The organism is Micromonospora sp. L5 (assembly GCF_000177655.2).
GTDB classification, from domain to species: Bacteria; Actinomycetota; Actinomycetes; order Mycobacteriales; family Micromonosporaceae; genus Micromonospora; species Micromonospora aurantiaca.
This window is the reverse complement of sequence record NC_014815.1, coordinates 1,679,895-1,703,000: the sequence shown is the minus strand read 5'-3', so window position 1 is coordinate 1,703,000 and position 23,106 is coordinate 1,679,895. Positions and strand designations below refer to the sequence as shown.

Annotated in this window: 27 protein-coding genes and 1 pseudogene; 11 read left to right on the top strand and 17 right to left on the bottom strand. The window is 70.6% G+C overall.

Features of this window, described 5'->3' with window-relative positions; translation table 11 throughout:
* Nucleotides 1–90 precede the first annotated feature (90 nt).
* From ML5_RS08355 to ML5_RS08340, 4 genes are read left to right on the top strand one after another with little or no spacing between them, the layout of a single operon-like run.
* Nucleotides 91–663 (top strand): helix-turn-helix domain-containing protein, encoded by a 573-nt coding sequence (locus tag ML5_RS08355; protein ID WP_041784156.1) that lies wholly within the window; start codon nt 91–93, stop codon nt 661–663.
* Nucleotides 660–995, top strand: a complete 336-nt coding sequence (locus tag ML5_RS08350) for a hypothetical protein (RefSeq protein ID WP_013474387.1) — start codon at nt 660–662, stop codon at nt 993–995. Before ML5_RS08355 ends, ML5_RS08350 begins: the two co-directional genes overlap by 4 nt.
* Nucleotides 992–1,804 carry a hypothetical protein gene (locus ML5_RS08345; RefSeq protein WP_013474386.1) on the top strand — a complete coding sequence of 271 codons (813 nt, stop codon included), beginning with the start codon at nt 992–994 and terminating at the stop codon, nt 1,802–1,804. The genes ML5_RS08350 and ML5_RS08345 overlap by 4 nt, the downstream gene beginning before the upstream one ends.
* Entirely contained in the window at nt 1,801–3,594 is a 1,794-nt protein-coding gene (locus ML5_RS08340; protein WP_013474385.1) for a type IV secretory system conjugative DNA transfer family protein, read from the top strand. The genes ML5_RS08345 and ML5_RS08340 overlap by 4 nt, the downstream gene beginning before the upstream one ends.
* A 180-nt stretch (nt 3,595–3,774) precedes the next feature.
* Here the strand turns inward: ML5_RS08340 and ML5_RS32300 are convergent, their stop codons facing one another.
* The gene (locus ML5_RS32300; RefSeq protein ID WP_013474384.1) at nt 3,775–3,939 is read right to left on the bottom strand and encodes a hypothetical protein; all 165 of its coding nucleotides are present in this window, start codon (nt 3,937–3,939) and stop codon (nt 3,775–3,777) included.
* 469 nt (nt 3,940–4,408) lie between these two features.
* Here ML5_RS32300 and ML5_RS33225 point away from each other — a divergent pair, with 469 nt between their 5' ends.
* Nucleotides 4,409–4,543, top strand: coding sequence for a hypothetical protein (locus ML5_RS33225; protein WP_369752112.1), 135 nt, complete (start codon nt 4,409–4,411; stop codon nt 4,541–4,543).
* A 26-nt stretch (nt 4,544–4,569) separates the two neighbouring features.
* Here ML5_RS33225 and ML5_RS08330 read toward each other — a convergent pair whose 3' ends face one another.
* A complete protein-coding gene (locus ML5_RS08330) occupies nt 4,570–5,157 on the bottom strand; it encodes a hypothetical protein (RefSeq protein ID WP_041784155.1) in 588 nt (195 codons plus the stop codon).
* 163 nt (nt 5,158–5,320) lie between these two features.
* Here ML5_RS08330 and ML5_RS08325 point away from each other — a divergent pair, with 163 nt between their 5' ends.
* Complete coding sequence (locus ML5_RS08325; RefSeq protein WP_041784154.1) at nt 5,321–5,833, top strand: hypothetical protein; 513 nt, start codon at nt 5,321–5,323, stop codon at nt 5,831–5,833.
* 200 nt (nt 5,834–6,033) lie between these two features.
* On the opposite strand, the gene ML5_RS31935 is transcribed toward ML5_RS08325, so the two are convergent.
* The 7 genes from ML5_RS31935 to ML5_RS08290 all read right to left on the bottom strand — a co-directional run bounded on the left by ML5_RS31935 (nt 6,034) and on the right by ML5_RS08290 (nt 12,683).
* Entirely contained in the window at nt 6,034–6,984 is a 951-nt protein-coding gene (locus tag ML5_RS31935; RefSeq protein WP_013474383.1) for a hypothetical protein, read from the bottom strand.
* Between the two features lie 434 nt (nt 6,985–7,418).
* A complete protein-coding gene (locus ML5_RS08315; RefSeq protein ID WP_013474381.1) occupies nt 7,419–8,474 on the bottom strand; it encodes a hypothetical protein in 1,056 nt (351 codons plus the stop codon).
* A gap of 147 nt (nt 8,475–8,621) precedes the next feature.
* Nucleotides 8,622–9,020, bottom strand: coding sequence for a hypothetical protein (locus tag ML5_RS08310; protein ID WP_041784152.1), 399 nt, complete (start codon nt 9,018–9,020; stop codon nt 8,622–8,624).
* On the bottom strand, nt 9,017–9,271 hold the full coding sequence (locus ML5_RS08305; RefSeq protein ID WP_041784151.1) for a hypothetical protein: 255 nt from the start codon (nt 9,269–9,271) through the stop codon (nt 9,017–9,019). Before ML5_RS08305 ends, ML5_RS08310 begins: the two co-directional genes overlap by 4 nt.
* 215 nt (nt 9,272–9,486) lie before the next feature.
* Entirely contained in the window at nt 9,487–10,041 is a 555-nt protein-coding gene (locus tag ML5_RS31420) for a helix-turn-helix domain-containing protein (RefSeq protein WP_013474380.1), read from the bottom strand.
* A gap of 353 nt (nt 10,042–10,394) precedes the next feature.
* Nucleotides 10,395–10,583, bottom strand: coding sequence for a helix-turn-helix domain-containing protein (locus tag ML5_RS08295; protein WP_013474378.1), 189 nt, complete (start codon nt 10,581–10,583; stop codon nt 10,395–10,397).
* A 669-nt stretch (nt 10,584–11,252) separates the two neighbouring features.
* A complete protein-coding gene (locus ML5_RS08290; protein ID WP_013474377.1) occupies nt 11,253–12,683 on the bottom strand; it encodes a recombinase family protein in 1,431 nt (476 codons plus the stop codon).
* A gap of 35 nt (nt 12,684–12,718) precedes the next feature.
* On the opposite strand from ML5_RS08290, the pseudogene ML5_RS08285 reads away from it, so the two are divergent.
* Nucleotides 12,719–13,453: pseudogene (locus ML5_RS08285) on the top strand (DNA-processing protein DprA); the annotation flags it as partial.
* A 5-nt stretch (nt 13,454–13,458) separates the two neighbouring features.
* Here the strand turns inward: ML5_RS08285 and ML5_RS08280 are convergent.
* On the bottom strand, nt 13,459–13,800 hold the full coding sequence (locus ML5_RS08280; RefSeq protein WP_013474376.1) for a hypothetical protein: 342 nt from the start codon (nt 13,798–13,800) through the stop codon (nt 13,459–13,461).
* Nucleotides 13,801–14,316: 516 nt separating this feature from the next.
* On the opposite strand from ML5_RS08280, the gene ML5_RS08275 reads away from it, so the two are divergent.
* On the top strand, nt 14,317–15,321 hold the full coding sequence (locus tag ML5_RS08275) for a tyrosine recombinase XerC (protein ID WP_049794866.1): 1,005 nt from the start codon (nt 14,317–14,319) through the stop codon (nt 15,319–15,321).
* Between the two features lie 89 nt (nt 15,322–15,410).
* Complete coding sequence (locus ML5_RS08270; protein ID WP_013474375.1) at nt 15,411–16,592, top strand: aminotransferase class V-fold PLP-dependent enzyme; 1,182 nt, start codon at nt 15,411–15,413, stop codon at nt 16,590–16,592.
* A 13-nt stretch (nt 16,593–16,605) separates the two neighbouring features.
* On the opposite strand, the gene ML5_RS08265 is transcribed toward ML5_RS08270, so the two are convergent.
* The gene (locus ML5_RS08265; RefSeq protein WP_236619378.1) at nt 16,606–17,295 is read right to left on the bottom strand and encodes a M23 family metallopeptidase; all 690 of its coding nucleotides are present in this window, start codon (nt 17,293–17,295) and stop codon (nt 16,606–16,608) included.
* A gap of 131 nt (nt 17,296–17,426) precedes the next feature.
* Here ML5_RS08265 and ML5_RS08260 point away from each other — a divergent pair, with 131 nt between their 5' ends.
* Nucleotides 17,427–18,086: a methyltransferase domain-containing protein gene (locus ML5_RS08260; protein WP_013474373.1), complete on the top strand. Its 660-nt coding sequence runs from the start codon at nt 17,427–17,429 to the stop codon at nt 18,084–18,086.
* Nucleotides 18,083–19,189 (top strand): sulfite oxidase, encoded by a 1,107-nt coding sequence (locus tag ML5_RS08255; protein WP_013474372.1) that lies wholly within the window; start codon nt 18,083–18,085, stop codon nt 19,187–19,189. The genes ML5_RS08260 and ML5_RS08255 overlap by 4 nt, the downstream gene beginning before the upstream one ends.
* A 25-nt stretch (nt 19,190–19,214) precedes the next feature.
* Here ML5_RS08255 and ML5_RS08250 read toward each other — a convergent pair whose 3' ends face one another.
* The 6 genes from ML5_RS08250 to rplS all read right to left on the bottom strand — a co-directional run bounded on the left by ML5_RS08250 (nt 19,215) and on the right by rplS (nt 23,003).
* A complete protein-coding gene (locus ML5_RS08250) occupies nt 19,215–19,538 on the bottom strand; it encodes a DUF2469 domain-containing protein (protein ID WP_011905215.1) in 324 nt (107 codons plus the stop codon).
* Nucleotides 19,535–20,410: a ribonuclease HII gene (locus ML5_RS08245; RefSeq protein WP_013474371.1), complete on the bottom strand. Its 876-nt coding sequence runs from the start codon at nt 20,408–20,410 to the stop codon at nt 19,535–19,537. The genes ML5_RS08250 and ML5_RS08245 overlap by 4 nt, the downstream gene beginning before the upstream one ends.
* The gene (locus ML5_RS08240; RefSeq protein ID WP_013474370.1) at nt 20,404–20,871 is read right to left on the bottom strand and encodes an NUDIX hydrolase; all 468 of its coding nucleotides are present in this window, start codon (nt 20,869–20,871) and stop codon (nt 20,404–20,406) included. The genes ML5_RS08245 and ML5_RS08240 overlap by 7 nt, the downstream gene beginning before the upstream one ends.
* 90 nt (nt 20,872–20,961) lie before the next feature.
* Nucleotides 20,962–21,594, bottom strand: coding sequence for a signal peptidase I (gene lepB / locus ML5_RS08235; RefSeq protein WP_013284593.1), 633 nt, complete (start codon nt 21,592–21,594; stop codon nt 20,962–20,964).
* On the bottom strand, nt 21,591–22,475 hold the full coding sequence (gene lepB, locus ML5_RS08230) for a signal peptidase I (protein ID WP_013284592.1): 885 nt from the start codon (nt 22,473–22,475) through the stop codon (nt 21,591–21,593). Before lepB (ML5_RS08230) ends, lepB (ML5_RS08235) begins: the two co-directional genes overlap by 4 nt.
* A 168-nt stretch (nt 22,476–22,643) precedes the next feature.
* Nucleotides 22,644–23,003 (bottom strand): 50S ribosomal protein L19, encoded by a 360-nt coding sequence (gene rplS / locus ML5_RS08225; protein ID WP_013284591.1) that lies wholly within the window; start codon nt 23,001–23,003, stop codon nt 22,644–22,646.
* Between the last annotated feature and the right edge of the window lie 103 nt (nt 23,004–23,106).

The following is a 23,106-nucleotide window of genomic DNA, read 5'->3' as shown; positions in this document are numbered from 1 at the left end:
CTCAAGAGAAGACGGGCCCGGCAGGTGCGCGAACACCTGAGCCCCGGGCCCTTGACGGACAGTGGAGGTCCGCCGCCCATGAGTGTAGCTGTGAAGGCTGCCCTGCTCGCCACCAAGGATCTCGGCAAAAACGAGCGTGCCGTGGCTATCGCCATCGCTGCTCACGCCAACAACGAGGGCAACGCCTGGCCCTCTGTCGCCACCCTCGCCGACTACGCCGGCTGCTCGGAGCGGACGGTACAGCGGGCGCTGGCCAAGCTGGTGCAGCTCGGCCGCCTGGTCGTCACCAAGGTTGCCGGCATCGCCACCCGCGTCTACCGACTGGTCACCGGCCAGGGGGTGACGAACAACGGCCCGGGGGTGACGAATCAGCCGGAGGGGGTGACGAATCAGCCCGCCGGGGGTGACAGCCAGGGTGACACCCGAAGTGTTGAAGACCAAGAGAAGTTGAAGACGCGCGCAAGCGCGCGTGACTGGCGTCGATTCCTTCCCAAGAACAAGAACACCAACCCCGCCACCAACGGCTACCCGTACCCGGAGCGGCGAGGTGCTGCCCTCCCGATGACCGCCGGTGGCGAGCGCTGCCACAAGCCGGGGCACGTTGGCCAGCCTGCCGGCGGGTGCATCCCCTGCCGCTCTGAGGCGCTGGCGGGTGACCGATGAACGCCACCGCCGCCTACGCGCTCGGCCTGGTCCTCATCGGCGGTCCGGTCTCGATGCTCGCCCCGTTCGCCATCGCTCGCCGGCTGGTCGAGCGGCACGCCGACCGGGCCGCCGTTCCCACCCCTGACGTTCCCTCCCCCCTCGCCGCAGGAGAAGCAGTGCAGATCATCCAGGCGCGTACCGGAGCGCCGTGCACGGTCGTCCCGAGCCGTCGCGTCATCGTCGTTGACCCTGACCTCACCCGCGAGGCTGCCGCCCGGCTGATCCGGGCCGCGCTGCCGCAGGCCAGCGCCGACGAGATCGCGCAGTGGGTTGGGGGGATCACCCGATGAGCACCGCCACCGCTCCCAGCGCCTACCCGCGCGCCGTCGCTGACCTGCTCCCCGCCGTTCGGGACTTAGCCGACAGGCTCGGCGAGATCCCCTCGCGCAACCGGATCATGCGCGAGTTCAAGGTGGGTGCGCCCAAGGCTCAGGCCGCGCGCCTGGCCCTAGTCGCCGAGCCCATCACCCTGCCCGATGAGACCGAGGCCGAGCCCACCTCGGACCCGTGGGAGTACGCCGAGCCCGCCCCGGTTCCGCCGGCCGCGCCGGTCGAGACCGCCCCGGTTCCGTTGATCCTGCCGGCTGAGCCGTCGCCGCTGGTCGAGCACGACGGACACCCGCCGGCCTCGGCCGAGCCCGCGCCGGTCAAGGCTGAGGCTGCGCCGGTCCGCCGGCTGTCCTCCTGGCCGGTGGTGCTGATCGCGCTGCCCGCGTTCGTCGCCATCTGGTCCGGGTGGGTCGGGCTCGGCGGACTCACCGGGTTCGGGGTGGTGCACCCGCTGCCCGGTATCGCGGACGGGTTCAGCATCAACACCGCCATCACGTTGCCGATCGGGGTGGAGGTCTACGCCGCGTACTCGCTGCGAGCCTGGCTCTCCGGGCAGGTTCCGCCCCGGGCTCGCCGGTTCGCCAAGTGGTCCGGCATCGGGTCACTGATCATCGGTGCGCTCGGTCAGGTGGCCTATCACCTCCTGGTCGCCGCCGGCATCACCTCTGCCCCGTGGCAGATCACCACCGCCGTGGCCTGCCTGCCCGTGGCGGTGCTCGGGATGGCCGCTGCTCTGGCGCACCTGATGCACGAGGGGAGCGAGCAGTGACCGAGCTGGAGCGGGCTCTCCGCAAGCTGCGGCGCAAGCACACGGTCTCGCGGGTGGCCTACCGGTACGTCTCCGGTAGGCCGCTCAGCGGCAAGCCTGGCTACCCGTACCGCCACCGGGGACCGGGCCGGCTGGCCGGCTGGCAGCGTCAGGCGTACCGCCTCGGCGTGCCGGCCGCCGCCGGCCTGGCCGTGGCCTTCCCTGACGCCTCGCTCACTGCGGCCAGCGGCGCTGCTCTGGCGGCGGCGTGGCGTGGCCGGCAACGGCTGGTGCGTCGCCGGTTCCACCGGGAGTACATCGCGCCGACGCTGGCCGCGCTCGCTCCGGCGATGGGCTTGCAGACCGGCGTGCGCCTGCACGTTGATCCGTCGTTGGGCAACCTCACGCCTCGGCTGGCCAAGCCGCTGAGCCCAGCGGAGAAGGCAGTACGGGCCTGGTACGGCGAGCACGTAGAGCCGGTGATCCGGTGGCTGCCCGAGCGTGCACAGCGGGCCGCGTGGGCGGTGCAGCGCAAGGCGCAGCCGGTCACGTCTCGGCTGGCTGTGTTCTGCCGGCCGGTCGACGGTGACCAGGGGCCGCGTATTGAGCTGGAGGCGGACACTCCGTACCTGACCAAGGAGCAACGGCAGCTCGTCTCTTCCATCGTCAGCAGCAAGATCCCCGTCGCTGACCTGGTCGAGACCTGGCACCAGGTGGGCCCGCGCGTGCGCGCGGTCTGGACCGTGCGCAAGCGTCCGCCGGCTCGGGTCGGCGTCGATCAGGTCGCCGCGCACCTGCCTCGGCTGGCGGAGTGGGAGTTCTACATCGGGCAGGGAGCCGGCGACCGGCCCGTGACGCTCTCACTGCGCGACGACTCCCCCCACATCGCCGTGTCAGCCGGCACGGGCGCAGGCAAGAGCGTGCTCGCCGAGCTGATCGCCGTACAGGTACTCAACCGAGGCGGCCGAGTGGTCATCCTCGACCGCAAGGGCTCGCACCGCTGGGCCCTCGGCCTGGCCGGCGTCGACTACTGCACCCGCCCGGCACAGATGCATGACGCGCTCGTGCGCCTGGCCGCGCTCGCCGATGAGCGGAACACCCTGGCCATGCACGAGGCCGAAGACTGGGATTGCGGTCCCCGGGTGCTGGTCATCTGCGAGGAGTTGAACGCCACCATCGGGCAGCTCGTCAACTTCTGGGCCGAAGCGCGCGGCAAGGGTGACCCGAAGCGCCCCCCTGCCGTCTCGGCCCTGGCTGACCTGCTGTTCATGGGTCGCAGTGCCAAGGTCAACGTGCTGGCCATCGCGCAGATGCTCACCGCCCGTGCGATCGGCGGACCCGAGGCGCGGGAGAACTTCGGCATCCGCTGCCTCGCCCGCTACACCGCCAACAACTGGAAGATGCTCGTCCCCGAAGCGGCCATGCCGCGCGCCTCCCGCACCCTCGGCCGGTGGCAGATCGTCATCGGCGGACAGGCCACCGAGACGCAAGTTGCCCACCTCACCACTGCCGAGGCTCGACAGCTTGCATGTCCCCGGTCCCCGGAGACATCCCAGGTCAACGGCCTATCAAGCCCTGCCGGGGACTTCCTGACGCTGCGCCAAGCGGTAGACGTTGGCCTACTCCCCTGGTCTCACGAGGCGGCCAAGAAGCGGCTACAGCGGCGCGTGGGCAACGTTCCGCAGACGCGCGGGAAGCAGGGCAACGCTGACGTGTACGCGCGGCAGGATCTCGCCGTGTGGGCTACCGAGAGCGGCCGTAATCGCGCTTCTAACAGCGCCGGTAATCCTGCTGACGATCAGCGAGCATGACCAAGTAACCAGGTTGGCCGACACTGTGTCGTCTATCCAAGGTAAGGGTTGTAAGGTTCGAAGCGTTACATCATGTTGCAACGTGATGCAGCATGTGGAGGAGGAAGACCCCCGCCCCAGGTTGTCGAGGCCACGAGGCGGAGGCCGTTTCCTACTGGTGGGGGCTCAACTGACGATCGGTCAGTTGGGCCCGCATCCGTTTCCGGCCAGCGTCACCGCCAGCCCTGCGGCGTAGGCAAGCACCTTGAGTGTCAGTGCGGCCCACTCCCCGACGTCCCGCCACCGGTTGGTGTTGGTCTGCCGGCACTTCTTCGGGCCCGATGGCCCCTTGCGGCGCGTCGTCACTCGCCACTCTCCTGAGACTCAGATGCCGGGGGTCCGTCCCCCGCGCGCGCCAGGGCGGGCGTGCCGGCCTGCTTCTCCAGGAGTAGTTAGCCTTCGTGTCTTGCGCCGGAGACACCATATCGGACGGCTGTTCGCACGTTCGATTCATCAGGGTGGCTAGTGATTGCCTTGGACTACCGGACGCGAATCAGCCCCGTCATCCATCAGGGATGCCGGGGCTGCGCTCGACTTCTGGTCAGCCCAAGGGGCCGTCTTCTTGGCTAGGTCGATGAAGCCCTGCCAGGATGCCGGGCCGAGGGTCGGCGTTCCGCCGCTACGGTCCATCCCGTCCCGGACCAGGACGATCCCCCGGGAGGCACCTGCCGATGCAACCCATGTGGCTCTGGCTCCGCACGCACTGCGCGCACCCGTGGCCGTGCGCCGTCGCTCGGCTGGCCCCTGGTCGCCAAGCACGCGGGAGTCGGGTGGCATGTCGGTCTACCTGTGCGGGCAGCTCTACGAAGCGACGATCGACCTGCACCGCCTCAACCCCAACGAGGCACCGTCACCACAAGCGCTGTTCACCCGCTTCATCGGATGGGCCTCGCTGCGCTCACCGCGTTGAGGAAGTGGAGTACGTTTCTCACTGAATCAGGCTGACCCTGGGCTCGATAGGCGATGCCCTCGCGCTACATCCTTAGCCGATATGGCATCGACGATGTACCGCTCACCCTTCGCGTCGGCCCGGAGTGCGTACTCAACGATATCCTCCTCCCCCACTTCCCGAAACAGATGGATCAGCACTTCAGCACTTACGAAGTACAAGAATTTTCGACGCTGCCTATCCGATGATACGTAAATTCCATCAAACAGAGAGCCGACTTCCGTAACAGATATGCGCCAGACGAAGCTATGGATGATCTGATTGCATAGATCGGCTATGGATAGGTTGACAGTCGTCGGACTCTCCATGTCGAAGGATTCCCAGAACTCTGTGTGCCACTGGTCGCATACTTGACCCACAAGCTCATAACGGGTCACCTTGATCGGCGTTCCTCGCAGGATGCGAGAGAGCCTCCCCGCCTCACTGAGCTTCCTCACCGCGTAGGCGCTGATCATGATGTCGCGTTCGATCAGGAAGTACGTGCGCTCGTGCCATCTACGCTGTCGCCTGCGCCGCTCCAGCCGATCGGCGACCTTCACCAACTCTTCCCGCCACGGTATCGAGTCCCCGATCACGCCTCGACCTTACGAAGCAGCGACCGCCGACACTATCCGCCAAGCAGTCATGAGCATGGCTACCGCTAGCCGCTGAAGCTCGACATCGACGAAGCACGAGGGCAGGGACTTCTCCTTGGTAGCCTGCCCAGATCCAACGAGCTTCGATACCAGGGTAGGCAGAGTGACCACCGCCGAGAAGATCACCGCTGGCATCGCCCTCCTTGGCGCACTGGGTATCGGTGCCCTGCTCAAGTCTTGGGTGGACCACCTCTTGGCCCGGCGAGAGAAGCGGGTCAACATCGCTGACAAGTCGGTGCAGATGGCCGCGACCCTGATGAACAGGATGGAAGCGGAGTTGACGCGCGCTCAAGCGGCCCTTGCCAAGGCTGAGCAGGAGGCGCAGCAGCTACGGACTGAGCAAGCGGAAGCGCGATCGATCAGCGAACAGCGGGCCGCACTCGCTGGCATGGATAGGACTCTTCGAACCTCTGCCGATCAGCTCGCCGTCGCGGCAAGGTCGCTTGCCAGGCTGCAAGGCCAGGTACGCAGGGTCAAGGCGTCCGGTGGACTCGGCCCCGGGCAAGCCTCGCTGTTCCCAAGCAGTCCGCCGCCCGTGGACGAGGACGTGTGGGAAGAGATGGTGCGCCAGCACGAGGAGGACGAGTACCGGCGCGGGGCGCAGTACGACGGCTGAGCTTGACTCATGCCGGTTGCCAGGGGTGGGGGTGTGACCCTCTCGGCCCGATCTCCCCCACCGCCCAGTGATAGCAGCGGCCATCTTGCCACGGTGTAGCAGTGATCAGGACGCCTATCGACCCTCCATCCCTGGCGCTACCGGGATGCATCCCCGGAATATGCGGTGCCACGGTTTCAAGGTCGATAGGCGCACTTCGATCAGCTCATCGTCGGTTCGTCGTCCGGGGTGGTAGCCATCCAGAGCACGTGATGGAACAGGGAGAGCCGGTCACCGAAGATCCGGACGTGCGCCCGGTCGAATCGGGCGTGGCAGCTTCGGCACATCGGCGAGTAGTGGGCGGGGTTCGGGCTGAAGGGCCTACCCTGCTCTCTGCCGTCGCCATCGCGGAGTACGTCAGGATCGGCGTGGGAGTACGCCCACTGCTCGGCCTGCTTCCCGCACCGGCAGCGGTGGGCGGTGGCGCTGCCCTTGACCTTGTTGACCAGCTTGTGTGCTGAGTCGTAGTCGGTCGGCTGCTCTTGCCGGCCTCTGGGATCGGCGTGCTGGCTGCGGTCGGCGCAGTTGACGACCAGGCCGCGAGCGAGGTTCTGAAGCCCTGCCCGCTTGTCGTTGCCGCAGTCGCATCGGCAGAGAACGTACTGAGTGCCGTTGACCGATTCCTGGCGCTCGGTGAGCACCAGATCTCCGAACCGGTGCCCCGGCTTGTACTTCTGCTGTGTCGGCCGGCTGCGCTGCCGTGGCCTCGGGGTGTAGGTGCGCGCGTGCTTGGCCTTGGCCTTGCACCCGTCGCCGCAGTAGGGGGATGCCGGCCCGCGCCTGCCCTGCGGCTTGGGCGGCAGCGCCCCGCCGCAGTGCCGGCACGTTCCCGCCGGCCCGGCCGCCAGCCGCCGCAGCCGCGCTGCCGCAGAGGCGCACCGCTTGGCGCAGTAGCGGGCTCCCGACCGCTTACCGGTCATCGCGCCGCCGCAGTGCTCGCACGCCCGCCGGTCGGCGGTGGCCGTCTCGGCCCGGCGTTCTGCTCGATCGTGCCGGCGTCGGCAGGCTTCGTCGCAGTAGGCGCGCTTGCCGCTGCGTTCCTCGGGTAGCGGCGTGGCGCACTGGATGCACTCGCCGTTGAGTGCCCGCTGTTGCTCGATGGTCATGCTCACGGAGGTTGGTCTCCCTACAGAGATAGGGCGCTCTCCGTAGCCCGCTGAGAGCCACGGAGAGCGCCTGTCGTTGATCAGGGATGGATGGGAACGGGGGTGGCGCCTACGGCTTCTCGCGCCGCTTCAGTCGCTTGTGGTTGGAGCGGCACGCCTCCCGGCAGTAGAGGGAGGCACGACCGCTGTTGACCGGGACAGCGTTGCCGCAGCCGGCGCACGGCTCGGCCTGATGTAGCTCCTGGCCGACCCTCAACCGGGTGTGGCCGTTGCGCCTCCACCGGGCGTAGTGCGTGGCGCACAGACCACGCGCCCAGTGCGGCCGGGGGCAGTGCAGCAGCCGGCAGACGCGCCCATGGTTCCGGGATCGAGTCTTCATACGTGGGTGCTCTCGGCGAGCGGGCAGGGCACTCCGCGGAGCGCCCTACCCAACGCCACCGTCAGGCCGCAGCCTTGCTGATCATGACCGCGTCCGCCGTGACGGCGAGCGCCTGGCGGTCGCCGAAGAGGGTCGCCTTCTGGTCAACCACCTTGACCGACTCCACCCGACCGAGGCCGGGCGAGAAGATGCCAACGGCGTCCCCGACGCCGGCTGCCACGAACTGGGACAGCTCGGGGATGTCGACGTGCCGGTCGATGCCGTGCACGATGAACTGCACCCGGACCTTGCGCCGTACCGTGTCGCCGTCGCGGGTCTGCGATACCACCTCGCCGGAGGCTCGGCGATACATGATGGTGTGGACGTTCGCCCACCGGTCGGTACGCGGATCGACGACGTACTCCTTGCTTCGCGTCGCAGCAAGCCCGCCGAGCTGCCGCGCCAGCCCGATCCCGGTGACGCTCGACTGCTCCTCGATAACCGGCATCAGCGGCTCAAGGTTCTTGAGGAAGACCGACAGCACGAAGTGGCCCGGACCGGTGGTGACACTGTCTCGCACCTCAGCGTGCCCGGCGTGGTGCACCAGCTTGTAGATGCCAGCCACGCAGGCTTCCTTGATCGTGTCCAGACCATCAGCGGGCACAGTCACCAACAGGTGCACCGTGCCGGTCATCCGACCGGTGGCGGTGTCGTAGTCCACTCCCTCGGTCTGGTACAGGTACGCCGCCGGAGCGGTCAGCTTCTCCGGCCGCTGCGACACCACCTCGACCGGCACGCCGAACATGCCGAAGTTGAACCGGTTGGCCTCGATGACCGACCGCAGGTACTCGGCGAGCACCGGGTTGGTCTGACCCTCGAACAGCTTGACGGCACGCTCCGCCGCCGGGATGCGCTTACGCGCCATGCCGAGCAGGTACGCGGCGCGCTTGATCTCCGCCTCAGCGGTGGCCAGGTCGAGCCCAGTCACCGAGGCGTCGCCACCGTCGATCCTGGCGAACAGCTCGGCGGCAGAGTGCTCGGCCTGCTCGTGCTCGGCCTCCCGCTCGGCGACCAAGGCGCGGGCCTGAGCCAGAGCCTCAACAGGCGTGGGGATGGTGTTCTTCTTGGCAGTAGCCACGGGTGATGAACCTTCTTCCGTACAGAGTGAAGAGACGGCCGGTCGGCCGCTCGGGGTGGTTGCGAAGCCCTGATGCGGCCGGAGAAGCCGAAGCGCACTCAGGGGGTGTAGACGAGCCAGGGTGCGGCGCAGGGCGCTGAAGGGCTCTCAGGCCGTCAGCGAGGCGGAGGCAGACCAGCGGTGCAGGGTCAGCCAGTGCCCCCGGTTGACTCGGGCCTCTGGAGGGCGGCGCTGGCGTAGCCTCAGCTCGACGCCAGGTAGCTCGGTCATCAGCCGGGGCAGCACCGTGGCCGAGGTGGCGTCGTCAGTGAGGTCGAGCGGCGAGAGGTTCAGTGGCCCGCTCTCGCCGAAGGTCACGACCAGAAGCCGGCTGGCGATGATGCCCGCTTGCGCCCTGGGCCCCTGCTGCCCGCGAAGGCGGATCGCCGGTCTTGACTTCGGCGGCCGGATCTCCGCACCAGGCGCAGCCGGCTCGATGTCGACGTGGGGATAGCGGGCCCTGAGAACTTCGGCGACCAGCGCCGGCAGGATGGGATCAAGGCTCACGGCCGCACATCCCGCCAGGCGATGCGGTGCACGGTGCTGGCCTGGTCGAGCGCCGCTCGGGCGTCGGTGACCAGAGCCGTTGCACGGCTCAGGTTCTCGACCGCAGCGGCGATGAGATCAGGAGCGGCGCCGGCTGCCTGCAAGCGGGTGAGATCCGCAGCGGCGGAAGCCTTGGTGTCGAAGGCAAGGGCGTAACGCTGTTCGGCGAGTTGCTGAGCCTTACGAGCGTCGGCGCGGGAGAGGGTTCCCACTGGTGGATAACTCCTTGGGCATACGAAGGGAGCCGGCCTCCGGCCGGCTACTGCTGGTGTTGGGTGTGCTGCGAGAGCCGGCCCCTGGCCGGCATCTACTGGCCTTGCTGGTGATGGCCCCTCCGGGGCCCGATGTCCTCGCCGCTGCCTACAGGCTGAAACGGGGGCGCGTGCCGCAGCGGCTAAGTGCGAAGCGGGTGCCGGCTGGCGGTGGCCTACGGGTTCGCCTGCATCGCCAGGGCCCAGGGGTCTTCGTCCTCGGCAGGGGTGAAGTTGTCGACGTCGTCCGGGAACTGGCTTGGCCGGGCGAGCCAGGCAAGAGGCTTCGCCCCTACCTGTAGAGCAGTAGATGTGTTGGTAGTTGGGTTGGTCATGTGTTGGTAGGTGGAGCGTGCGTGCCGGTTACAGCCGGCACGATCGTTCCGGTTGGGTGGCGTGATCGTTCCGGCTGGCGGGCTCGGCGAGGTTGAACCGGAGCGATCGTTCCGGCTGGGGATCTTCAGCAGGTACAGACTGGCGAGCCCTGACCGACCTTCACGTGTCTTCTCGATCCAGCCAGCACCCTCGGCGACGTCGAGCCACTTGCGCACCGTCCGGACGTTGCAGCCGAGATCATCGGCAAGCCGCTCTTGCGTTGGCCGTACGTTGCTGCCGTCAGCGTCGCCGTAGGAAGCGAGCGCCATCACCACGCCGATGGCCGGCAGGGGCAGGCCGCTCCCGCGAAGCACCGCCTTCTCCCACACCACCTTGTGCGGGGCCGGCTTAACCACAGAGCGCCACCCCCTCGGGGATGGTCAGCATGAACACACCCGGACCGACACGACCGATCCAGCCGGCCCGAATCGCGGTCTGTAGATGCTGCTCCACCTCGGCCACCGGTACTCCGAGATCCCGGGATAGCTGAGCCTCGGTCACCCGCACCAGCGGGCCCATGCTCTGCCGGTGCCCCGCTCGACCGCTCGGCCGCTTCCGCCTGGTGCTCACCGGCTCATCCCCTCGCCGCCGCCCCGAAGCAGGCCGCGTAGCCGCGCCTCCACATCGGGGGTGAACGGTGGCGCTACCTCAACCAACCGGTCTACGTACTTCTGCCAGTCCTGCTGGCTGGTGGTTCGCTTGCTCAACCTCAGCGGCCCACCGTCCGGGCGTACGCCTCAACCTCGCTGAGCGGATAGAGCACCCTGCCCAGGTGCTTGACGTAGCGCATCGGGGAGCGACGCTCGGCCCGGTGATTGTTCAACGTGCCAACGCTGACCCCCAGCCGCGCCGCCGCCTCTGCAACGGTCAGGTAGGCGATGCCCTCGATGGTGTGCACTGGTTGTCTCCTCCCTTGCCCCTAGATGGGCACAGCAAGAAGGGGACAGCCGAGCGGCTGCCCCCTGATGGGTGGTGGGATGGGCCTACATCCCAGTTGATGGCCAAGAAGAAGCGCCAGGCCGGATGGCCTGGCGGATGAAGCTCCTACCTACATATCCCGGTAGAACGAGGAGTTTTACCGGCTGAAGTGACCCGCTTCACTAGAAGCGTCGTGAAGCCTCCACTGATATACCCACCCGAACTTCGGCGTTTATAAGCCAAGGTGACCGGCGTCACGGACGCTCTAGCGGAGCCTTCACCTACGTGTCCGCGCCCAGCGCGCCAGAAGTTGCGCGCTTGTGACCGCGTTCACTTGGCGGTGGCGAGCCCTCGTTTATGTATCCGCTCCTACCGGAGCGGAAGTCAGGCTGTAGTGGCGCGGCTCACTGCCTGCGCCTCGGGGAGCCTCAGTCACCCCCTACCCATGTATCCAGGCCGAGGGGCTCGATCAGTGCCATGCCGTGACAGCAGTCACGAGACGACGGAGGGGAAGCCCTCATCCATGTATCCCGGCGAGACGGCCCGATCAGCAACCCCGCCGTGGCAACGGTCACTGGCCGCCGAGAAGTAGGACACACCTATGTATCCGCCCCCGCGCGGCCGGTCTTATCGACGATCGTGACCGCCCTCACGCTTCGGCCATCTCGTCCCAGTGCTGACCCCATGTCTTGGTGTCCCCACGCCACCGGGACTCACGCAGCCGGCCCGGGTCGAAGAAGCCGCGCCCCTTGATCGCCGGCCCCACCCGAAGGTCAACGATCGCCATCACAACATCGCGCTTGGTCGTGATAGCCAGCGTCTCCCAGCGGCCAGGTACGTCGATGCCCGCCAGGCCGCGCAGCACGGGCGGCGTGGACAGCCGGCGTACCCGCTCTGCCGCTGCCTCGATCTCCGGGTTGAGCCGCGCCTCCAGCTTGGCGAGCCCGTCAGCCGTCAGCTTGCCCGCCGCCGCCTGGTCGTAGAAGGAGTCAAGGCGCAACCTGAGTGCGGCCTCGGCCTCGCGCGCCTCGGTCAGCTTGCCGTCATCCACGGGCGGAGCGAAGAGGCGGTCGGCATCGGGACGGCGCAGCCGGGCCAACACGTGCTCGGTGACAAACTCGTCCAGGGGATCAGCCTTGATCGCCGTGCGCTTGCAGCCCCGGCAGGTATAGCGACGTAGCGCGTTGCCCTTGAACGTGCCCATCTTGCCCTCGCAGGCGTAGCAGACCGGGACTCCGGCAAGCAGCCACTTCAACGCCGTACCCCGCTGTGTACGGCGAGAGGGATCACGTAGGCGCTCGCAGACCACCCGATACGTTTCCGCGTCCAGGATCGCCGGCCAGGCAGCGGGCCCGACGTCCTCGCCCCGGTGGATGCGCCGCGCGATGAACGCCGGATTCATGACAAGCCGGCCAAGGTGGCTCCCGTCCCACTTGCCGCCACGGGGTGATGGGATACCCCGCTCGGTGAGGCGTCGGGCGATGCTTCCCAGCGTCTCGCCAGCCGCGATGCATGCGGCAGCCTCACGGATCACCGCCGCCTGCTCGGGGTGCTCGACCTGCTCTACGTAGTTGCCCCGGTCGTCGTAGATCCGCCGGTAGCCGTACAGGAGTTGCCCGGCGGGCAATCCCTTCTGTGCGGCAGCTCGCTTCCCTCGCTGCGTCCGCTCGGCGATGCGCTCCGACTCGTCGGCCGCGTCTACCCCCTCGTCTACGAGCGTCCGCCAGTCACGCCGGTTGCGGACGTCGTAGGTCCGCCGGTGGGTGACGATGTGAACGAGGGTGCCGCGCTTGCGGCAGACGTCCAGGAAGGCCACCCACTCGCCCAGCTCACGCGAGCCACGCGACGCCTCCCAGAGCATCAGCATCTCGCACGCCCCGGACCGCAGATGATCCAGCAGGGCCGCATAGTCTGCCCGCTCACGCTTGGCATACCGGGATGCCGACCGGTCGTCGTCGGCGAACACCCGCCCGACCGTCCAGCGCTCATCGGCCGCCGTCAGCCGGCACTCATCTTCCTGCGATGCGATGGAACGCCCCTGGTCGGCGGTGCTCTTGCGCGCATAGATGTCAACGATCACGCGGGCATGGTACCCTATGTCTCTAACCGCCACTCGCCACCGAGCTGGGCTACGGCCTGGCCGACCGGGAGTGGACAGTCGTGTCCGGTGGGGCGTTCGGCATCGACGCCGCCGCACATCGCGGGGCGCTGACAGCGGGCGGCCGCACCGTCGCCGTGCTCGCCTGCGGCGTGGACCGCCCGTACCCGATGGGCAACGCCGCGCTGTTCGACCGGATCGCCGAGACCGGCCTCCTGGTGAGCGAATGGATTCCGGGCGCGGAGCCGCTGCGTCCGCGGTTCCTCATCCGCAACCGGGTCATAGCGGCGGCGACGAACGGCACTGTCCTCGTCGAGGCCGCCGCGCGCAGCGGCGCGACCCAGACGCTCAACCGGGCGCTCGGCCTGCGCCGGCCGGCGATGGTGGTGCCGGGGCCGGTGACCTCAGCGATGTCGGTCGGCGGGCACGAGGTGCTGCGGGAGCGGCCGGAGGCGCGGCTGGTCACCAACGTCGCGCACGTGCTGGAGGAGGTGGGACGGATCGGGTACGACCTGGCCCCGCCAGCCCGGGCCCCCGAGCGTCCTCGGGACCGGCTCGACGAGGAGGCCACCCAGGTGCTGGAGGCGCTACCCCGCCGCCGAACGCTCGACCTGGAGAGCGTCGCGGCGCGCGCAGGGGTGGACCTGCGCACCGCCATGCGCAAGCTGTCCATGCTGGAGGAACTGGCGATGGTGGTACGCCGCGACGACGGCTACGCGCTCGCACCGCCACCACCGGTCGCCCGCTCGTGAGCGGGTCAGTCGCCCTCGAACCGGATCTCGGCGTCAAGGCGCTCCGCACATCGGCGGACGAGCCGGGCCAGCCGGTGGACGTGGTCGACCTCGGCCGGCGCCCCGGCCACCTCGGCGAGGCACCGCAGCTCGGCGAGCAGTTGCGGCATCCGCTCGGCGCTCACTGTCAGCTCACCGAGCGGGTCGACACGGTCGAGCAGCGGGGTCCGGCCACCGCCGCGGACACGCTTGAGCAGGTCGAGCAGCACGTCCTGCGGGTCCGCCACGGCCTCGATCGAGACGTACGCGGGCCGCCGACGACCGTTGCCCGCCGATATCTGCCGGTAGAGGACGGCGTCCACTCCCACTCTCGGCCCTCCTCGTACCGGCGCCACCGTCACGGGGACGCGTTCGCCTGATCGCGGCCGGATCGACCCTCCGTCGGGGCCGGCTCGGCCACGCTGCCCGCCGGTCGCCGCACAGGAGTGTGCCGCAGCATGAGTTTCCCCTGTCCAGACCGGCTTCTGCCACCCCGCTCAGCGCGTCGGCACCTATCCCACGCCGGAAGGACCCGGCCGACGTGGCGGACGGCACAACCCACGGGCGACGGGCCGGCACCGCGAAGGCCGAAGCGACGGCCGGACCGGCACGGCGGCCAGGCGACTCCACGGCGGGGAACGGGGCGGAGTGGGGCGGCCGGGCGACTGAACGGCGAGGGCGGTGTGGCGGCGGGCGGCACGGCGCACGGCGGCGCTCCGGCCTTACGCTGGGGCGGTGATCGCCGGCCGCCTCCCCCGCCGCGACCCCGTACGCCTGGGTCGGGTGCCGCAGTGAGCAAGCGGCAGCGCGGCACCCGGGAGGCGCACGAGGAACTGCCCGCCTCGATGCGCGAGGCGGTGGACGACTTCGCCGACCACCTGTCGCGGGTGCGCAACCGCTCCGTCCACACCGTCCGGGCCTACGTCACGGATCTGGTGTCGCTGCTGGACCACGCCGTCCGGATGGGCTGCGCCGAACTGCCGGAGCTGGACCTCGCCGTGGTGCGCAGCTGGCTGGCGAAGCAGCGGACCATGGGCGCGGCCCGGACGACGATGGCGCGGCGCGCCGCCGCGGCCCGGACGTTCAGCGCCTGGGCGCACCGGACCGGCCTGCTCGCCGACGACGTGGCCGCGCCGCTGGCCAGCCCTCGGGCCCGGCGGGAACTGCCCACCGTGCTGCGGGCCGACCAGGCCGCTGCTCTGGTGGAGGCCCCGTCGCGGCAGCGCCGGAGCCCGCCCGGGGCCGACCGCTCGACGGTCCACCCCGAGGGCACCGGGCTCGGACGCGACCACGGAACGGCCGCCGAACCGGCATCCGCCGAACCGGCCGGCGACGGACCGCCCGACGCGGTGCTGCTGCGCGACCGGCTGCTGCTGGAACTGCTCTACGGCACCGGGGTACGCATCAGCGAGGCGTGCGGGCTGGACGTCAGCGACGTCGACCAGGCTCGCCGGGTGGTACGCGTGCTGGGCAAGGGCGGGCGGGAGCGGGCGGTGCCCTACGGGGTGCCGGCCCAGCGGGCCCTCGACGCCTGGCTGCGCGACGGCCGGCCCGCACTGCTGGCCCCGGGCTCGGGCCGGGCGCTTCTGCTCGGGGCGCGGGGTGGACGGCTCAACCCGACCACCGCGCGACGGATCGTGTCCGGCTGGGCCGGTGCCGCCGGGGTACCGCGGGTGACGCCGCACGGGCTGCGCCACTCGGCAGCGACGCACCTGCTCGAAGGGGGCGCGGACCTGCGCGCCGTGCAGGAGTTGCTGGGGCACTCGTCGCTCGCCAGCACCCAGATCTACACGCACGTCTCGGTCGAGCGGCTCCGCGCCGCGTACCGGCAGGCGCACCCCCGCGCCTGACCGCCGAGAGCGCGCAGGCAGCGTCGGTGGCACCGGTCAGCGGGCGGAATCCGGCCGGCGCATGATCCATCTCGGGCTAGGATCGACTGATGACGGTGCCGCAGCCACCCGAGCCGATTCCCGGGGCTCGGCTGCTCTTCTCCCTCGATCCCTCCGTCAGTCACCTCAACCACGGATCGTTCGGCGCCGTACCGATCGCCGTGCAACGCGCCCAGCAGCGCCTGCGCGACGAGATGGAGGCCAACCCGCTGCGGTTCTTCACGCAGGGCCTCGTCGACCGGATCGCCCACGCCCGGCGGCACCTGGCCACGTTCCTCGGCGCCGACCCGGAGGGCACCACGCTCGTCGGCAACGCCACCACTGGTGCGGCCGTGGTGTTGCAGTCGCTGGCGCGGCGCCCGGGCGACGAGATCGTGACCACCGACCACGGGTACGGGGCGGTGGCGCTCTCGGTCGCCAGGGAGTGCGGCCGCACCGGGGCGGTGCACCGCACCCTGCCGGTGCCGTTGACCGCCACCGACGAGGAGGTGGTGGAGATCGTCCGCACCGGGCTGCGCCCCGGTCGTACCAGGCTGCTGATCGTGGACCAGCTCACCTCCCCGACCGCCCGGCTGTTCCCCTCAGCGGCGATCGTCGCGGTGGCCCGGGAGCAGGGCGTGCCGGTGCTGGTGGACGCCGCCCACGCGCCGGGCATGCTGCCGGCCACCGTCGCATCGGTCGGCGCCGACTTCTGGGTCGGCAATCTGCACAAGTGGGCGTACGCGCCACGCGGCACCGCCGTGCTCGTGGTGGCGCCGCAGTGGCGGGAGAAGATCCAGCCGCTCGTCGTCTCGTGGGAGCAGGACAGCGGCTTCCCGGTTCGTGTCGAGCGGCAGGCGACGCTCGACTACACCGGTTGGCTGGCCGCCCCGGTGGGCCTGTTCACGTTGCGCAGCCTCGGCGTGGACCGGGTACGCGCGCACAACGCGGCGCTGGCCGCGTACGGGCAACGGGTCGTCGGGGACGCGCTCGGTGTGGCGCCCGAGCGGCTGCCGGAGCCCGGCGGACCGGCGGTCGCCATGCGGCTCGTGCCGCTGCCGCCCGGTGTCGCGACGACGCTGGACGCGGCCCGGGAGCTGCGGGCCCGGATCGCGGACCGGCTCTCCGCCGAGGTGTCGATCGCCGGCTGGAACGGGCGCGGCTACCTGCGGTTGTGCGGCCAGGTCTACAACACCCCCGACGAGTACGACCGGCTGGCCGTCCGGCTGCCCACGCTGCTCGCCCAGGGCTGAGCAACACACCCGATCATCCGGCGGGGACGGGGTGCAGCGGCAGCAACCGGACGCGACCGAGCCCGAGCAGGGCCAGCGGATCGAGGTACTCCGCGTCGCGTCGCAGTCCCCAGTGCAGGCAGGCCGCCTCGGCGCAGCCCCGATGCCCGGCGAGCAGGTCGCCGACCGGCGTGCCGGCGTCCACAGGGGTACCGGCGGTGAGCCGGGAGCGGACCGGTTCGTACGTGGTGCGCAGCCCGTCGGAATGGCCGACGGTGAGCACCGGCCGGCCGGCGACGGTGCCGGCGAACAGGACGGTCCCGGCGCCGGCCGCCAGCACCGGGGCACCGGGTGCCGCGGCGAGGTCGACGCCCCGGTGCCCGGACAGCCAGGGCTGCGGCGGCGGGTCGAAGCGCCGCACCACCCGGGGCGCGCCCGGCAGCGGCCACCGGAACGGCCCCGCAGGCGCACCCCGAAGTCCCGCAGCCGAGCCGCCCGCCGCCGAAGCACCAGGAGCCGGGGCACCCGCTGATGCGGAACCAGCCGGCCCACGCGCGGGTGCAGCCGGAGACGGCTCGACCGCGAGCGAGTAGACCCCGACCCGGGACGACAACGGCGACGGCCCGGCCGAGGGCGACGTCGCCACGGCCCGGGACGGCGCGAGGGCGCCCGGCAGGCAGACGACGAGGAACAACACCACGGCGTAAGAGATCGAGGAACGCACACGAGCACCCTGCCCACCCCGGGCACCCTCCCGCGCACCCCACCCGCCGGCCCTGTGGACGACGCTCCGACTGTGGACGAGCGCCGAAATCGGGGCCGATCTGCTACGGCCCGGACGCCTATGCTGGCCGGGTGACGAAGGACTGGTACGCCTGGCACAGCGACTACGACCAGCCCGAGTCCGCACTGGCCCGGCGGCTCGCCGAGGTGCGGCAACGTGTCTCCGACGCCCTCGATGCGGCGCCGCCCGGTCCGCTGCGCGCGCTGAGTCTCTGCGCGGGTCAGGGCCGCGACCTGATCCCGGTGCTGGCCGCCCATCCCCGGGGCGCCGACGTGACCGCCCGCCTGGTCGAACTGGATCCGCGCAACGCCGATCTGGCCCGCCGCGCCGCCGCCGACGCCGGGCTCACCGGCGTGGAGGTGGTGACCGGGGACGCCTCGCTGACCGACCGCTACGCCGATCTGGCCCCGGCGGATCTGGTGCTGGTCTGCGGCATCTTCGGCAACATCAGCGACGACGACATCCGGGAAACGGTGCGGCACTGCGCCTCGCTCTGCGCCACCGGCGCCACGGTGCTGTGGACGCGGCACCGGCGCGAGCCGGACCTGGTGCCGGTCATCTGCGAGTGGTTCGCCGAGGAGGGCTTCGTGCCGGTCGCGGTGAACAGCCCGGCCGACGGTGTGGGCGTCGGCGCGCACCGCTTCACCGGCACGCCCCGCCCGCTGGCGCCAGGCGTGCGGATGTTCACGTTCGTGGGCTACGACGTGCTGGAGCGGACGGAGCAGGCATGACCACAGTGGACGACGTCAGCCGGCCCTCGCGGGTGGCCGGGCCGGACGAGGCGATCAGCGCCGAGGAGCTTCAGCTCGCCGCGCGTAACCACGGCATCCCGCTGGAGGCGCTGCGGTACGACGTGACCCCGGCGGGCCTGCACTACCTGCTCATCCACTACGACATCCCGGACGTCGACCCGGCCGCGTACGCGCTGAGCGTGTCCGGCGCGGTCGAGCGTCCACTGCGGCTGGACCTGGCGGCGCTGTGCGACCGGCCCCGGGTGACCCACCGCGTGACGCTGGAGTGCGCCGGCAACGGCCGGGCGCTGCTGCATCCGCGCCCGGTGAGCCAGCCCTGGCTGGTGGAGGCGGTGGGCAACGCCGAGTGGACCGGTACGCCGCTGGCGCCGCTGCTGCGCGAGGCCGGCCTGTCCGGCGACGCGGTGGACGTGGTGTTCACCGGCGCGGACCACGGGGTCGAGCGCGGCGTCGAGCAGGACTACCAGCGGGCGCTGCCGGTGGCCGACGCGCTGCGCGAGGAGGTGCTGCTGGCGTACGAGATGAACGGCGCTCCCCTGCTGCCGCAGCACGGCGCGCCGCTGCGCCTGATCGTGCCCGGCTGGTACGGCATGGCGCACGTGAAGTGGCTGCGCGACATCACTGTGACGACCGAGCCGTTCGACGGCTACCAGAACGCGGTGGCCTACCGGCTGCGGCGCGACGCCGACGACCCGGGCGTGCCGGTGACCCGGATCGAGCCGCGTGCGCTGGTGCGTCCGCCCGGGTTCCCGGACTTCATGTCCCGCACCCGGGTGCTGCGGCCCGGACCGTGCACTCTGGACGGCCGGGCCTGGTCCGGCCACGCGCCGGTGACCTCGGTCGAGGTGACGGTGGACGGCGGCGAGACGTGGACACCGGCGGTCCTGGACGAGCCGGCCGGGGGCGAGTGGGCGTGGCGCCGATGGTCGGTCAGGTGGACGGCGACGCCGGGGCGGTACGTGCTCGGCGCCCGGGCGACCGACGCGTCGGGGCGTACCCAGCCGGTCGAGCAGCCGTGGAACCGGGGCGGGTTCGCGAACAACCTGGTGCAGCGGGTCGAGGTGGTCGTGCCGGCGGAGTGATCCGAGGGCGTTCAGCCGCCCGTGGTCAGCTCCCGAATCCGGAATCTGCGGGAAGCGAGATGTCGGGCTTTTCGAGCTCTTCCACATTGACGTCCTTGAACGTCATCACTCGAACATTCTTGACGAAACGGGCAGGCCGGTACATGTCCCACACCCAGGCGTCGTGCATCTCGACCTCGAAGTAGACCTCGCCGTCGGAGTTGCGCACGTGCAGGTCGACCTGGTTGGCCAGGTAGAAACGGCGCTCGGTCTCCACCACGTAGGAGAACTGGCGGACGATGTCCCGGTACTCCCGGTAGAGCTGCAGCTCCATCTCGGTCTCGTACTTCTCGAGATCTTCCGCGCTCATCGCACTCCGCCTTCCATGACCACATCTTCCCCCACCGACGCCGGAGGTCGCGGCTGCTCGCCCAACGCCACGCCGACGGTACCCCCTGACGCGCCGCAGTGCCCCATCGGCTCGTCCGGGCGGCCGGCGAACGCTCCGGGCCCGAGACCCGGCAGCCCGGCCGCGGGCTCGGGCCGCGCCGCGTCGGCGCCCGCCGGGCGGCGGGCGCGGGGAGGCCGGCCGTCCCGTCCGGAGACGGCGGCCACGTTCACGTACGAGAAGCGGTGTTCCCGGCAGGGCCCGAGCGCGCGCAGGGCGGCGCTGTGCTCGGCGGTGATGTAGCCCTTGTGCTCGGCGAAGCCGTAGCCGGGGAACCGCCCGTCCAGTTCCACCATCATCCGGTCCCGGGTGACCTTCGCGAGCACGCTCGCCGCCGCCACACACGCGGCCACCCGGTCGCCCTTCCAGACCGCCAGGCCCGGCACGTCCAGCCCGTCGACGCCGAAGCCGTCGGTCAGCACGTACTCCGGGCGGGTGGTGAGCGAGGCGAGCGCCCGGCGCATCGCGGCGAGATTGCACACGTGCAGCCCGCGGGCGTCGACCTCCTCGGCCGGGATGACCACCACGGCGTACGCCAGGGCCCGCGCCACCACCTCGTCGTGGACGCGCTCGCGTGCGGCGGGGGTGAGCAGCTTCGAGTCGGCCAGCTCGTCGATCTCGCCGCGCCGGCCCTCGGGCAGGATCGCGGCGGCGGCCACCAGCGGCCCGGCGCAGGCGCCCCGGCCGGCCTCGTCGGCGCCCGCCACGTGCCGGAAGCCACGCCGCTGCAGGGCGCGCTCCAGCGCGTAGAGGCCGCCGTCGCGGCGGACCACGGTGCGCGGCGGGGTCAGCATGCGCCGCCTCCCGCCAGTACGGCGCCGAGCCGGCCGGGCAGGTCCGGCGGGTAGTAGCGCTCGGCGGTGGCGGCCAGCTCGGCGACCGGCCACCAGCGGTGCCCGTGCACGCTCGCCCGTTCGACGTCGTTGAAGCCGGTCGTGTCGACGTCCCAGCCCGTCACCCGGACCAGGTAGAACTGCTGGTCCTGGCGGTACCAGACGCCGTCGAACGGGAACTCGACGGTCTCCGACCAGACCGGCGCGCCCAGTTCGGCCGGGGCCAGCCGCAGGCCGGTCTCCTCGGCCAGCTCCCGGGCGGCGCCGTCGGCCGGGGACTCCCCCGGGTCGAGCCCGCCGCCGGGGGTGAACCAGTAGCGGTGACCCGGCCGGGCCGGATCACTGCCCTCGAAGAGCAGCACCCGGTCGGACGCGTCGACCAGCAGCACCCGGGCCGCGCGACGAGGGGTGTAGACGGTCACCGCACCAGCCTGCCAGACGCCTGCGACGAACGACCACGCCCTCCCGCCGTCGAGGCGTGGCAGGCGGGCCGGAGCCTGGCGCGGGCCGGCTCAGGGATTGGGGATCCCGTCGAACTGCTCGGGGACGCTGAGCCAGGTCGCACGGCTGACCGGCCAGAAGATGGTGAAGGCCCGGCCGACGACCTCGCCCTCGGGGATGGTGGCGACGTTGATGTCCTCGCCCGACTGCTGCCAGTGCTCCAGCGAGTCGCCGGAAGCCTCCCGGTGGTCACCCATGACCCACAGGCGCCCCTTCGGCACGGTGATGTCGAAGTCCTGGTCGGCGGGCTTGTTGCCGGGGAAGATGAACGGCTCGTCGATCGGCTTGCCGTTGATGATCAGCCGCTCCTGGCCGCCGGTGCGGTCGCAGCAGACCACGTGATCGCCGCCGACGCCGATGACCCGCTTGATGAAGTCCTCACCGTCGGGGTTGCCGCTCCACTCGGTGGGCGCCTTGAAGACGATCACCTCACCCCGGTGCGGCGAGCGGAAGTCGTAGACCAGCTTGTTGACAAGCACCCGATCGTCGATCTTGAGGGTGTTCTCCATGGACGGCGACGGGATGAAGAAGGTCTGCAGCACGAAGGCACGCACCAGCACCGCGACCAGGATCGCCACGCCCAGGAGGATGGGCAGCTCCTTCCAGAAGGAGCTGCGGGGCTTCTCGGTCTGCTCGTCGATCACGGGAGGAGCCTACGTCGCCGGGTACGGAGCGGTCGCCCCGAACCCGCCAGAACGGTGAGCGTCGCCGCGAGCGGGAGGATCAGGACGACGCCGCCGACCGGGTCGGGATCCACAGGCACCGGCCCGGGCGCCGCCGCGGCGTCCGCGCGCGGCACGCTCGCGAACGTCTCCGGTACGGGCAGACCGGTCCACCGCTGCGACGGCCAGACGATCATGAAGGCGCGGCCGACCACGTTCTCGATCGGCACCGGCCCCTGACATCGGGCGTCCTGCGAGACGAGCCGGTGGTCACCCATCACGAAGATCTGCCCCGGCGGCACCACCACCTCGGTGAACTGCCGGGACCGGCACTCCTTCGGATTGGGCGGCAGCTCGACCGGGGAGTCCTCGGAGACGTACGCCGTCTCGTCCAGCGGCACCCCGTTGACCACCACCCGGCCGTCGTCGCAGCACCAGACCTTGTCGCCAGGTACGCCGATGACGCGCTTGATGAAGTCCTTCTCGCCGGGGCGGCTGACGCCCACCAGGTCACCGAGCGTACGGCCGACCCGGCCGGCGAAGTTGGCCGGCGGCGCGGGCGCCTCCTGGGCGACCCAGCGGTCGGTGCCCCGGAACACCACCACCTCGCCGCGGACCGGGTCGCGGACGTCGTAGACGACCTTGTTGACGAGCACCCGGTCACCGACGAGCAGCGTGTTCTCCATCGACCCGGAGGGGATGAAGAACGCCTGGAGCAGGAACGTCCGGATCAGCACCGCGAGGCAGAACGCCACGATCAGCAGCAGCGGCAACTCCTGCCAGAGCGGCATCTGGCGGCGGCCGCGGCGGGCCCGCCGGCGCCAGGGATCGACGGCGCCGTCCTCGTCAACCATCTGCACCATGCCACTCTCCGGTCCGCGGAAACGACACTACCGCCCGGGAGTCCCCTCGGAGACCCCACGGGCGGTAGTGGACCGTTTCGCACCGTCCGGCTGCGCCCGTACCGACCAGGGTAATGCGGTCTGGTCGATACGACATCCGCGCAGGCCGGGCGGCGTGGCGAACGTGGATCAGTTCGCCGGCTGCTTCTCCCGCAGCTCCTTGATCTTGGCCTTCTTGCCGCGCAGCTCACGCAGGTAGTAGAGCTTGGCGCGACGGACGTCACCGCGGGTCACGACCTCGATCCGGTCGATGCCCGGGCCGTTGAGCGGGTAGGTCCGCTCCACGCCCACACCGAAGCTGACCTTGCGGACCGAGAAGGTCTCGCGCAGGCCGTCACCCTGGCGGCGGATGACGACGCCCTGGAAGATCTGGACCCGGGAGCGGTTGCCCTCGACGACCCGTGCGTGCACCTTGACGGTGTCACCGGCACGGAAGTCGGGCAGGTCGGTACGCTTCGACTGGGCGTCAAGGGCGTCCAGGATGTTCATCGCTGCGTCCTCGTGAGGCTCACGGCGCATCGTCAGTCGATGCGCGGATGGGTGATTCTGACCCCCGGGTGGTGACCGGCGAGACCGGCCCCGGTCGAGGGTC